Genomic DNA, 12,264 nt, shown 5'->3' on the forward strand with positions numbered 1-12,264 from the left:
GGAGTCGATCCATGACACCCCTGAACGACCCCCTCAGACCTGTCGTCCTCGCGTACACGGCGGTCTGCGAGGCCCTGTCGACCGCTCTGAACAACCACTTCCGCAGAGACGCGGACGGCACCGTACTGGCTGTGTCGGGGTCACCGCTCGCCTCGCTGAACGCCGTCGTCAGCCCGAACCCGGATCCGAGTCCGGAGGTCATCGGGAAGTTGGCGGGCAGTGAGTACCTTCAGGGGCTCGCGTGGAGCATTCAGGTGCGTGGTGTGCCCGGGCCGCAGGTCATCGAGGTGGCGGCGGGTCATGGGCTGACGAGTGTCTCCACTGCGCCGCTGATGGTCAGGCGGCCCGGTGCGGGCGAGCCGGCGAGGGCCGGCGGTGACCTGCGGGTGCGTCCCGTGGACGGTGACGAACTGGGGCTGTACGCCGGGATCATGTCCGACGGCTTCGGTGTGCCCCATGAGGCGTTCGCGATGTTCGCCGAACCCGCCCTGGCCCGTACGGAGGGTTTCACCTTCTGCCTCGCGGAACTGGACGGGGTGCCGGTGGGGACCGGGATGGCCGCGGTCACGGGTGACCTGCTGGGCGTGTTCAACATCGCCGTGCTCCCCGAGTACCGCCGCCGGGGCCACGGACTGGCCGTCACGACGGAGATCGTGCGTGCGGGATACGCGGCCGGTGCCACGACCGCGTACCTCTACGCCAGCCCCCTGGGCGAACCCGTCTACACGACTGCCGGCTTCCGCACCGAGGAACTCCTGACGACGTTCACCGCCCCCGCATAGGGCCACGTCCGTCCGACGGGCCGGGTCGCCTGCCCGGTGCGTGGCGTTGCTGCGTACGCGGCTACCAGGTGACCTCGCCCGGGACGAGTCGTCCCGCCTTGCGGTACTCACGCCTCGCCCCGGCGAGCAGGTCCGTCGTGGTGACCTGCGCGCCGCGGCCGACCGCGTTGTAGGCCGCCGTGATGACGGCGCTGCGGATCGAACCGCCCGCGAGTTCGAACTCCCGGGCGCAGCGGTCGAGATCCACACCGTCCGCGCAGGGCACTCCGGCAAGGCTGTGGCGCCAGAGCGCGAGCCGCTGCGCCGGGTCGGGGAACGGGAAGTCGACCACGAGGTCGAGGCGGCGTGTGAACGCTTCGTCGATGTTGGCCCGGAGGTTGGTGGTGAGCAGGGCGATACCGTCGAAGGACTCCAGCCGCTGGAGCAGGTAGGCGCTCTCCAGGTTGGCATAGCGGTCGTGGGAGTCCTTGACCTCCGAGCGCTTGCCGAAGACGGCGTCCGCCTCGTCGAACAGCAGGACCGCGTCGGTGCGATCCGCCTCGACGAAGATCTTCTCGAGGTTCTTCTCCGTCTCGCCGACGTACTTGTCGACCACGGCCGACAGATCGACGATGTACAGATCGATCCCCAGCTCCCCGGCGACGACCTCCGCCGCCAGGGTCTTCCCCGTCCCGGACTCCCCCGCGAACAGGGCCACCACCCCGTGCCCGCGCCCGCCTCCGGTACGCAGCCCCCACTGTCCGAGCACCCGCTCGCGGTGCCGCGCCCGGGTCAGCAGTTCCTCCAACTGCTCGCGGGGTTCGTCGGGCAGTACGAGATCCGTCCATCCCACGGCGGGGCTGACCCGCCGGGCATGCCGGTCCAAGGTGGGAGCCGATTGCCGGCGGGCACCCTGCTGCACATGTGCGGCGCCCAGCGTCTCGCCCTCCAGGGCGGCCAATGAGCGTGCGGTCCGGGCCGCACGGGCGATCTGGTCGGGACTCAGCCGGTACGGCGCCACGGTCGCGGGCAGGTCGAACTCCTCGGCGTCGTCGCCGACATGGGCTTCCCACATCGCCTCGGTGTCGACGCTGTCCGGCGGCGCGTCCAGGCACAGCACCTCGCCGACGGCCGACCAGCGAGGGTCGAAAGAGTCGCTTCCGAAGATCACCACGGGTGTTCCGCGGCCGGCACCCGGGTCCGATGCCCGTGCGACCGACGGCGTCCCGTTCGCCGTGGCCGGTGCGACCGACGGCGATGCGATGTCCGACGCCCGTGCGGCCGACGGCGATGCGTCGCCCGACGCCCATCCGGCGGCAGCTCCTTCCACCATCGCCGTGACCCAGGCTTCGGGCCGCGCCGGCAACGGGCCCAGGACGATCCCGGCTCCGAGCAGTCGTGCCTCCCTGAGCAGCGCGGCGGCCACCCGGTCGGCGTGCTGGTCCTCCTGGCCCGGGGCGCAGCGCAGTACCCGCCGGCCGGCGGCGTGGACTGCGGCGGCGGCGACGGCGAAAGCGCTGCCCTGGCGTTGCTCACGCAGGTGGACCACACCGGGGCCCGCCGCCAGGAGTGCCCCGAGCCGCTTCGCGAACTGTCCCGCTCCCGGGTCGGTCCGGCCGGTGATCTCACCCGGCGCGCCCGCCGGCAGCAGGCGGACCGAGCCGGGCAGTGCGCCGTCGAGTGTGTCGTCCCCGAGCAGATGGGCGATCACCCGCTCCGGGACCCGCAACGCCCGGCTCGGCAGGGGCCGGTCCTCGTCCTCCACGGTGAGCAGGCCGCCCGCGCGCAGTGGGGCACCCGGATGGAACCGGGCCCGCGCCGCCGCCCGCCACGGCGGCAGCCCCGCGAGATCGAGGGCGAGGGCGACGGTGCAACATCGGCGCGTGACATCGTCGTTGAGGTATCCGTACAGCGACTCGAAGTCGCGGTCCACATCCGGGGCGAGGGCGGTGAGCAGGATGTGGATGTCCAGCTCCGTGAGCCCGAATCCTTCGGCCAGGCCCGCCAGCCGGCCGTCGGCGTCGCCGTACAGCCCGTAGGCGTCGTCGTGCCGGACCGCGGGCCGTGCCCGGTCGTCCTGAAGCAGCCGTCCGATGTGCTCGGAAGACAGGAACAGTCCCCGCAGCGGGTCGTCCGCCGACGGATCGTCGGCGCTGCGGGCCCGGACGAGGTCCTGGCACCTTCCTCTGAGCAGCACCAGGCCTTCCATCACGGCGTCGCTCACTGCCCGTCCTTCGGCGTCGGCGGCGCCGAGCCGCCGTCCCGTCCTCGGGAGAGGGCCTGCACCACGGCCACCAGCGGTTCGAGGACCGGCGGCGACACCGCGTAGTCCGGGGAGACCGGCATGGGTGCGACCACCACCACCTCCAGTGACGGCTTGAGTTCTCCGCCGAGGGCCGACCAGATGTCCGCGATGGAACGGGACTCGGCCGGCGGCACGCCGACGGTGAGGGGGACAGCCATGCCGAGGTCCGCCAGCGGTCCGCCGAGGTATTCGGCCGGCAGTGTTTCGTGGGGCAGCAGCCCCATCAGTACGGCGGACAGCAGCCGATGCTCGTCCTCGGCGCGTTTGGTCCACGCCGTCAGCAGGTACGACAGCCGGAACCACCGGGGCGGCTGGCGGCGCCGCGTGACCCTGCCGGACGCGTCGCGCACCGCCACCGCGCCGCGCTCGCGCCGGGCCACCTCCTCCCGTACGTCGTAGAGATACGCGTCCACGGTCGGTGCGTTGCGGCGGGCCGCCCACTCGCGGGTGGGGGCGTCGAACACCACCTCCGCCGCGTCCTTGGGCAGTGCCTGTGCCCGCAGCAGCCGGCGCAGGGCCTCGTCGATCTCGTGAATCACCTGCGCGTCCCCGGGGTGCTGCGCACCGGAGCCTTTGGCACCGCCAAGTCGATCACAGGTATCCCTCCCGCAGCGCGAACGCCACCGCGTGGGCCCGGTTGTGCAGCTGCATACGCGTCATGAGGCCGTGCAGGATGTTCTTGACCGTGCGCTCCGAATAGGAGAGCTTTCCCGCGATCTGCCGGTTCTCCAGCCCGTCGGCGACGAATCGCAGTACCTCGACCTCTCGGTCGGACAGTCCGGTGACCGTGGGCGCCTGGGATGTGCCGCTGCCGTGCCGGCCGAGCTGCATGAGCAGCCGGTTGAGCATGTCGGAGGGCACTTCGCTCTCGCCGCGCGCGGCCGACCGCACCGCCTTGGCCAGGCTCTCGGCGGTCGCCTGGTGCCGCCACACGAAGGTGCGCACCCCGCAGGCCACCGCGCTCAGCACTTCACGCTCCTGGAGCTTGCCCGCCACCAGCACCGTCTCCCGTGACTCGCCGCGCACCAGGCGGCGCAGCATCATGGCGGTGTTGTCGTCGACGCGATCGGCGAGGACCACGGCCACGGAGCGGTGGCCGACGCTCTGCACGGGCCGCTCCAGTACTTCGATCTCGGGCTGTCCCCGCAATAGGCCGGCGAGTCCGGCACGCACGATCGGGTCGTCGGCGTGCAGGGTCACCGTGATCATCTTCGTTGCCATCAATGTCATCAATGTCGTGCCTCACGAACCACGGGCGTGGGACCGGCAGCAGACCGGCCCCACGCCCGACCGAACTGTCAGTCCCTGCTGTCCTTGGCCTTGGTGCCGTCGGGCGCGACGGCGAACCAGGTGCCGCCAACCCCCTCACCCGAGATGTCGCCGGCGGCCGCGTCCTTGGAGAAGCGGTAGACGGGCCATCCCCCGATGGTCACCTGCTGCGTGCCGTCGGGCCTGGTCACCGTGTCGATCTGGTCACGGTGCAGCCCCTGGAAGCGGACCTTTTCGTTGGCCAGGACCGGCGGCCAGGTGACCGCGCAGTCGTCCACGCACGTGGCCTTCGAGGGGTTGGCGGAGTCCGGGTCGAAGCGGTAGAGCGTGAAGCCCTCACCGTCGACGACGGTGTTGCCGAGCCGCTCGTTGCGGCCGAGCTGCACCGTCGCGGGCCAGTAGCCGCCCGCCGGGTTCGTCGACTGCGCGGGCTGGGGCGCCTGGCCGGCAGCCGCTCCGTTCCCCGTGCCGTTCGATCCTGCATTCGGGTCCGCGGCCCCGCTGGGTCCGCCGTTTCCGCCCGCGGCGCCGTTGGGTGCGGCGGCCGACGGCGGGGGCGATGCGGGCGCGCTGGACGCCTGAGACGCAGCTCCGCCGTCGGAGCCGCTGCACCCAGCAAGCAGGAGGACGCTGCTGAGCGCCGCGGCCAGGCCGAGAGATGCGTAGGAACGCGTCATTGAACTTCCCTTGTTGTGTTCATACAAGCAGGTAGAGCGGACGGTGCGTAAAATCAGCGCACCTGATGAACGGCAGCGCGCATGACCAGGCGCCGAAGTGGGCAGTCATGAACCGTTGCCGTGCACCAATGAGCCAACCGCGTGCGCGTTCATGCACCATGGACAGCGTGTTGACGTTTCGTCCACGAATGGTTGACGCGCCGCCGCCCTCGTTGTCCACGCGGGCAGAGCCCGCGATCGTGCGTCCATGGCGAGAAACCCGGCGGGACTTCCCAGGGATGTCCGTCCGTGCCGTATCGGACCGGTGCCCGCGGACGCCCCCACGGCCACCGGCGCCGTCCGGGCCCGGGAAATGGGCCTACGATTCCACATTCATGGCACGAGAATTCTACGAATCCACAGAGGACAGCACTAAAATATTCAGCCGACTTCCCACGGATCCGCGAATTGCAAGAATTCAACGCACCGATGGAATACCCCGGCCCCGGCTCACAACCGCTGCCGCAGTCCACACGCACAAAAGGATCGATACCGATGACGACTCTCGCTGAAATCCTCCCGGACCGGATCGGCTTCGGCACGGCCCCCATGGGCAACATGTTCCGTGCCGTCCCGGACGAAGAGGCGACCGCGACGCTCGACGCCGCCTGGGACCAGGGCATCCGCTACTACGACACCGCGCCCCTGTACGGAGCCGGCCTCGCCGAGATCCGCCTGGGCGAGCTGCTGTCGAGCAAGCCCCGCGACGAGTACGTGCTGTCCACGAAAGTGGGCCGCGTCATCCTCGACGAGGTCGACACCGGCAGCGGGGACCTGGGCGAGAAGGGAGATCTCTTCGCGGCCGGAAGGCCCAACAAGATCCTTCATGAGTGGACCGCCGATGCCACGGAGCGGTCCATCGAGGGCAGCTTGAAGCGTCTCGGCGTGGACCGGCTGGACATCGTCTGGGTGCACGACGTGGCTCAGGACTTCCACGGCGACCAGTGGCTGAGCAAGCTCGAGGAAGCCAGGACCGGCGCGTTCCGTGTGCTGGCCAGGCTGCGCAGCGAGGGTGTGATCAAGGCCTGGGGCCTGGGCGTCAACCGCACCGAACCCATCGAGCTGACACTGGCTCTGGACGAACCGAAGCCCGACGGCTTCCTCCTGGCCGGCCGCTACACCCTCCTCGACCATGAGCACGCCCTCCAGCGGCTGCTGCCCATGGCCCAGGAACGGGGCGTCGGCATGGTCGTGGGCGGGCCCTACAGTTCCGGAATCCTCGCCGGCGGGGCCCATTTCGAGTACCAGGCCGCACCTCCCGAGATCATCGAGCGGGTCAAGCGCATCAAGGAGATCGCCGACCGCAGCGACGTCTCGCTCAAGGCGGCCGCAGTGCAGTTCTCCCTCGCGCATCCCGTGAGTGCCGCCGTCATCCCCGGGGCGACCAGGCCCGACCGCATCGCCGAGGACCTGGCGGCCCTGCACGAGCAGATCCCGGCCGGCTTCTGGCACGACCTTCGGGCGGCGGACCTGGTGAGCCCGCAGGCACCCCTGCCGGGCGGCGCCTGATCCCCGGCCGCACCCCCCTCGTTCCCCCTGCCCAGCAGTCCCCCACAGACGAGCGAGGAGATACGCCATGGCATCCACCACAGCGAGCCGGATCGTCCCGGCCTCCCCGGAACGCGCCTGGCAGCTGATCGGAGGCTTCGGTTCGCTGCCCGACTGGCTTCCGAACATCCGCTCCAGCACGCTGGACGAGGGCGGCCGCGTGAGGAAGCTCCTCACCCGGGACGGCGAGACCATCGTGGAGCGTCTGATCGCGTTCAACGACGTGGAACGCCACTACAGCTACACCATCGTCCAGGCCCCGTTCCCCGTGACCGAGTACCTCGCCACGCTGCGGGTGCACACCGTCGCGCGGGACGCCGGCATCAGCGAGGTGCAGTGGTCCGGTCGTTTCACCCCGAGGGACGTCCCGGAGAGCGACGTCGTCGCCCACTTCACCGGGCTCTACAGCAACGGCCTGGACGCTCTGCACGCGGCACTGAGCTGACACCGGGCGGACGTGGCTCTACACCGGGGCGGTGAACATCGCCAGGAGTTCCTCGGTGCGGAAGCCGGCAGTCGTGTAGACGGGTTCGCCCAGGGGGCTGGCGTAGAGGTACGCGGTCGTGGCACCGGCCGCGTATCCCGCACGCACGATCTCCGTCGTGACGGCCAGCCCGTGGCCCCGGCGGCGGTACTCGGGGAGCACGGCGATGTTGAACACGCCCAGCAGGTCACCCGTGACCGCGGCCATCCCGGTCCCCACCGGCACCCCGTCCAGTTCCGCGAGGTAGAAGGTGAAACCCTCCGTACGGGCCAGGGCGGGTTCGGCGAACATCGCGAACGCCTCATGGGGCACACCGAAGCCGTCGGACATGATCCCGGCGTACAGCCCCAGTTCGTCACCGTCCACGGGACGCACCCGCAGCCCACCGCCGGCCCTCGCCGGCTCGCCCGCACCGGGCCGCCTGACCATCAGCGGCAGACCGGAGACACTCGTCAGCCCATGACCCGCCGCCACCTCGATGACCTGCGGCCCGGGCACACCACGCACCTGAATGCTCCACGCGAGTCCCTGAAGGTACTCACTGCCCGCCAACTTCCCGATGACCTCCGGACTCGGATCCGGATTCGGGCTGATGACCGCGTTCAGCGAAGCGACCGGAGCACCGGATACGACCAGTACGGTGCCGTCCGCGTCTCTGCGGAAATGGCCGCTCGCCGCCAAAGCGTGACGGACGCCCGTGTAGGCGAGGACGACGGGTCCGAGGGGGTCGTTCAGGGATGTCATGGATCGACTCTTCGAGCAAGGAGGGCAGTTCGTGGATCGGCCACCACGGCCGCACGCGCGACGGCTCCGTCGCGGCCGACCCAACTGATCACACGACTCTGCGGCGCGTATAGAACACTGGCGCCACATGCCCGTCGCTGTTGGCACAGCCTGTCCCGCGAAATTCGTGAGCGACCGTGCATCGATATCCGCGCGTGGCACCGCAATGCCATTGAATGGCACGGCCATCCCATATTCACGAACCAGGGATGAATGCGCTCAAATATTTCGCGGTCGGCAGATAGGGCCGCCCCGTGATTCGCCTCCGCTTGACGCACGCGGGACTCGGGGATCTAATGATGTACACAAGTGGACATTTACGTCATGTGATCTCGAAATCCATTCGGTAGAGCCCGAAAAGGCAGATCTCCGTCGGGGCAGCGCCCCGACGTTCGGCGCGACGCGCCGCCCGGGTACACGGATCGCCGTCCGATGCGCTCTCACGCCCGCGCACTGCCGACGACGCCGAGGACGTCATGATTCCCAACAACCCTCACAACCTGGTCCCGCAGCTCGACCGCTCCTTCTGTGCAGTCACGTCCTGTTCAGCCACGCGGTCGGGCGTGCGAACGTGCCCGGCGTCCACCGGCGGGACGAGGCTCCGTGAACCACCCGCACACGCGCTGCGGCTGCGTGGTGCGTCCACCCTTTGGAGGCGGCTTGCATGGCCGAGATTCTGTTCGTGATGACCGGAGCCAGCTACTGGACCCTGAAGGACGGGCATCGGCATCCGACCGGTTACTGGGCCGAAGAGTTCGTTGCCCCGTACAGCGCCTTCTCCGACGCGGGCCACAACATCACCGTCGCCACGCCGGGCGCCGTCGTTCCCGTAGTGGACAGCATGAGCCTGCGGCCCAGCATGGCCGGGGGCGAGGAGAGCGCGCTCCAGCAGGAGGCCGTCATCGAGCAAGCAGACGAGCTCCGCCGTCCCATCGCCGTCAAGGAGGCCGACCTCGACCGCTACGACGCCGTCTACTACCCGGGCGGGCACGGCCCCATGGAGGATCTCTCCCACGACGCCGACTCGGGCCTCCTGCTCAGGCGGGCGCTGGCGTCCGGACGGCCGCTCGGCATCGTCTGCCATGCTCCGGCGGCCCTGCTGGCCACCCGGGACGAGAACAACGACACTCCGTTCTCCGGATACCGCCTGACCGGCTTCACCAACGACGAGGAAGCAGGAGTGGGTTTCGCTCCGGATGCGAAATGGCTCCTGGAGGACGAACTGCGGGCCCTGCGCACCGACTATTCGCGAGGCCCGGTCTGGGAGCCCTACACGGTCGTGGACCGCAACCTCCACACCGGGCAGAACCCCGCTTCCGCGGGCCCGCTCGCCAAGGAACTGCTCGAGGCTCTGTAGCGGGAACCGCACGCGCGCACGCGGAGGGGACGCACCCAGCCGGCCGTCACAGCACCTCGTGGCGGCCCCGACAGGCAACGAACCCACGCCCGTGGTTCCGCCACGTGCCCCCGCCGCGGCTCCGGCTCACGTCCCGCTGCACGACCTCGGGCCCCACCCGATGTTTCCGAGGAGACGGCCATGGCCATCGCCACAGTCAATCCCGCGACGGGAGAGACGCTCAAGACGTTCACTCCGCACAGCGACGCCCAGATCCAGCAGAAGCTGGAAGCCGCTCATCAGTACTGGCTGACCCACCGGTACGACTCGTTCGAGCAGAGAGCGGACCTGATGCGGGCGAGCGCCGACTTCCTGGAACGGGACGTCGACCGTGCGGCGGAGCTGCTGACCACCGAGATGGGCAAGACGCTCGCCTCCGCACAGGCCGAGGTGCGCAAGTGCGTCGAGGGCATGCGCTTCTACGCCGACCGCGCGGCCGAGTTCCTGGCCGACGAACCGCTGGGCGACCCGTCGGTGGTCGGCGCGCGCCGCGCCCTGGGCCGCTACCAGCCCATGGGTGTCGTCCTCGCCGTCATGCCGTGGAACTTCCCCCTGTGGCAGGTGATGCGCTTCGCCGCCCCCGCGTTGATGGCCGGCAACGCCGCCCTGCTCAAGCACGCCTCGAACGTGCCGCAGAGCGCGTTGTACCTGGAGGAGGTCTTCCGCCGCGGCGGGTTCCCCGAGGGAAGCTTTCAGACGCTGCTCATCCCGTCCCGGACAGTGGAGAGCGTGCTGCGGGACACACGGGTCGCGGCCGCCACACTGACGGGCAGCGAGCCGGCCGGCCGGTCCGTGGCAGCCATCTGCGGCGACGTGGTCAAGCACACGGTGATGGAACTGGGCGGCAGCGACGCCTTCGTGGTCATGCCCTCGGCCGACCTCGACGGGGCGGTGGCCGCGGCGGTGGAGGGCCGGACCCGCAACAACGGCCAGTCGTGCATCTGCGCCAAACGGTTCATCGTGCACACCGACGTCTACGACGCCTTCACACAGGACTTCGTCTCCCGGATGAGCGCCCTCACCGTCGGCGACCCCTTCGACCCGGCGACCGACGTCGGCCCCCTGGCGACCGAACAAGGCCGCCGGGACATCGAGGAGCTCGTCGACGACGCGCGAGAAGCGGGCGCCGACATCCTCTGCGGAGGCGAGCAGCCGGACGTGCCGGGCTGGTTCTACCCGCCGACCGTCGTCGCCGGCATCACTCCCGAGATGCGTCTCTACCTGGAGGAGGCGTTCGGTCCGGTGGCATCGCTCTACCGTGCGGCCGACATCGACGAGGCCCTGGAGATCGCCAACGCCACGCCCTTCGGCCTCGGATCGAACGCCTGGACCGAAGACGCGGCCGAGCAGGAGCGGTTCATCACGGACCTGGAAGCCGGGATGGTCTTCATCAACGGCGTGACCGTCTCCGACCCGAACATCCCCTTCGGTGGCGTGAAACGCTCCGGCTACGGTCGTGAGCTGTCCGCGCAGGGAATCCGCGAGTTCTGCAACCTCAAGACGGTGTGGGTGGCCGCGTAGCCGAAACGGGCCGCGCGGCCCGCCGCGCAATGCGCCCGACCGCACACAATCCGTCACGGGACAGGGCCGGTTGTACGCCAGGGCCACCGAATGGCACCACGACGCCAACCGGCCTTGATCATTTCGACAGAAGACCTCGTCGCCAAGTAAAGTCAAACATCTTCAGGTGCGACAACGATGTCACCGACTTCGCAGGCAATCCCATTTCCTGTCGACCGCTCTGCGCTTTCGCCATGAAAATCAATCAGAGCGTCGAAAAGAGGCGCAGATGAGTGACCAAAAGATGGAAGATGTCGCGGACCCGGCACTGAGTCGGGGCCGCACTATTGATTTCAAGACCAATATCAACCTGACGGCTCGGCAGATCCAGGAAACCGAGCACCTTTTCCAGGACTGGGAAGGTGGCCCACTCGCCCACCTGACACGGCTCTCCATCCCCAACCAGTCCGCCTACCCTGGGTTCAAGTTCTCTGCGCGCGGCCATCTCTTTGACGGTCTGCTCTCCGTGAAGGTGTACTGCGATTCCCTGGCGGGGACCTCGGGAAATTATCTGGATCAGGACCCCGTGGTGGCCGATCTGGTGACATCCGGCCGTATCGTCTTCACCGGAAAAGAAGGATCACACACCGTCACGCCCGGCCGGATCTGCATTCGGGACACCAAGGCCTCCTGGGAGTTCTCGTGCGCCCCGGCCACCCACGTGCGGGTCGTGAGGATCCCCCGCCACCTCGTGTTTTCCCGCATCGGTTCGACCAGGGTGCTCAATCAGGCATACCTTTCGGATGTCACCGCGCCTGAGGTCCGGTTCCTGGTGAACTTCCTTGAGTCGATCGAGAAGAGCAGCACCGAACTGGAGCGTTCGACCTCGGCTCAGAGCATTGCGCTGGACGCCTGCGCGACCGTTTTCTCCGGCATGCTCTCCGATAGCTCCGTGTCGGGGATACAGGACCATCCGAATGCAACGGTGCGCGCCGCGAAGAACGTCATCGAAAGGAATCTCGACCGGAACGATCTGTCCCCCGCTCTGATAGCCCAAATGGTCGGGGTGTCACTTCGGACGCTGCATCGTTCCTTCGCGGAATCGGACGACTCGATCATGGCGTTCGCTCGTCGGCGACGCCTGGAGAAAGCCCATGGCGAACTGGTGAGGATGGGCAGCACGGCCAAGGTGTCCGAAATCGCCGCACGCTGGCAGTTCTCCGACGCAAGCCACTTCATCAGGCAATTCAAGGCCTTCTACGGGGCGACACCGGCCGCCTACCTCAGAAATTACGGCAGCGCAGGCAGAACCAGCTGACCGTTCGACTCCGCCCCGCCGGCCGACGTTCACCGGCACCGACCGGTCACGGTATTACGTCGGGACTCATCGACCGGTCAGGACATGGCACCACCACGCGCGGGCACGCACCGTCACCCACGCCACCCGCGCTGGACCGCGCACCCGCGCTCCACGCACACGACACCTGGACAGAACGTTCCAT

General features: G+C 68.9%; 11 protein-coding genes. 6 read left to right on the top strand and 5 right to left on the bottom strand.

Going from position 1 to position 12,264, the window contains the following annotated elements; translation table 11 throughout:
- The first annotated feature begins 11 nt into the window (after nt 1–11).
- Complete coding sequence (locus tag DN051_RS03790) at nt 12–782, top strand: GNAT family N-acetyltransferase (protein ID WP_112437974.1); 771 nt, start codon at nt 12–14, stop codon at nt 780–782.
- 61 nt (nt 783–843) lie between these two features.
- Here the strand turns inward: DN051_RS03790 and DN051_RS03795 are convergent, their stop codons facing one another.
- From DN051_RS03795 to DN051_RS46360, 4 genes are all read right to left on the bottom strand, one after another.
- Nucleotides 844–2,970: an ATP-binding protein gene (locus DN051_RS03795; RefSeq protein WP_112442028.1), complete on the bottom strand. Its 2,127-nt coding sequence runs from the start codon at nt 2,968–2,970 to the stop codon at nt 844–846.
- 11 nt (nt 2,971–2,981) lie between these two features.
- The gene (locus DN051_RS03800; protein ID WP_112437975.1) at nt 2,982–3,605 is read right to left on the bottom strand and encodes a Pvc16 family protein; all 624 of its coding nucleotides are present in this window, start codon (nt 3,603–3,605) and stop codon (nt 2,982–2,984) included.
- A gap of 52 nt (nt 3,606–3,657) precedes the next feature.
- Nucleotides 3,658–4,287, bottom strand: a complete 630-nt coding sequence (locus DN051_RS03805) for a response regulator transcription factor (RefSeq protein WP_234388695.1) — start codon at nt 4,285–4,287, stop codon at nt 3,658–3,660.
- A 77-nt stretch (nt 4,288–4,364) separates the two neighbouring features.
- A complete protein-coding gene (locus tag DN051_RS46360) occupies nt 4,365–5,012 on the bottom strand; it encodes a hypothetical protein (protein WP_079000535.1) in 648 nt (215 codons plus the stop codon).
- A gap of 534 nt (nt 5,013–5,546) precedes the next feature.
- Here DN051_RS46360 and DN051_RS03815 point away from each other — a divergent pair.
- Together DN051_RS03815 and DN051_RS03820 are read left to right on the top strand one after the other, a co-directional pair.
- Nucleotides 5,547–6,560 carry an aldo/keto reductase gene (locus DN051_RS03815; protein ID WP_053757455.1) on the top strand — a complete coding sequence of 338 codons (1,014 nt, stop codon included), beginning with the start codon at nt 5,547–5,549 and terminating at the stop codon, nt 6,558–6,560.
- A 67-nt stretch (nt 6,561–6,627) separates the two neighbouring features.
- Entirely contained in the window at nt 6,628–7,044 is a 417-nt protein-coding gene (locus DN051_RS03820; RefSeq protein ID WP_053757456.1) for an SRPBCC family protein, read from the top strand.
- 18 nt (nt 7,045–7,062) lie between these two features.
- Here the strand turns inward: DN051_RS03820 and DN051_RS03825 are convergent, their stop codons facing one another.
- Nucleotides 7,063–7,827, bottom strand: a complete 765-nt coding sequence (locus DN051_RS03825) for a GNAT family N-acetyltransferase (protein ID WP_112437976.1) — start codon at nt 7,825–7,827, stop codon at nt 7,063–7,065.
- 703 nt (nt 7,828–8,530) lie between these two features.
- Here DN051_RS03825 and DN051_RS03830 point away from each other — a divergent pair.
- The 3 genes from DN051_RS03830 (at nt 8,531) to DN051_RS03840 (ending at nt 12,080) form a co-directional block, all read left to right on the top strand.
- On the top strand, nt 8,531–9,223 hold the full coding sequence (locus tag DN051_RS03830) for a type 1 glutamine amidotransferase domain-containing protein (protein WP_112437977.1): 693 nt from the start codon (nt 8,531–8,533) through the stop codon (nt 9,221–9,223).
- Nucleotides 9,224–9,403: 180 nt separating this feature from the next.
- A complete protein-coding gene (locus DN051_RS03835; protein WP_053757730.1) occupies nt 9,404–10,783 on the top strand; it encodes an NADP-dependent succinic semialdehyde dehydrogenase in 1,380 nt (459 codons plus the stop codon).
- Nucleotides 10,784–11,051: 268 nt separating this feature from the next.
- Nucleotides 11,052–12,080 carry a helix-turn-helix domain-containing protein gene (locus DN051_RS03840; RefSeq protein ID WP_079000599.1) on the top strand — a complete coding sequence of 343 codons (1,029 nt, stop codon included), beginning with the start codon at nt 11,052–11,054 and terminating at the stop codon, nt 12,078–12,080.
- Nucleotides 12,081–12,264: the final 184 nt, after the last annotated feature.

Source organism: Streptomyces cadmiisoli, assembly GCF_003261055.1.
Classification (GTDB): domain Bacteria; phylum Actinomycetota; class Actinomycetes; order Streptomycetales; family Streptomycetaceae; genus Streptomyces; species Streptomyces cadmiisoli.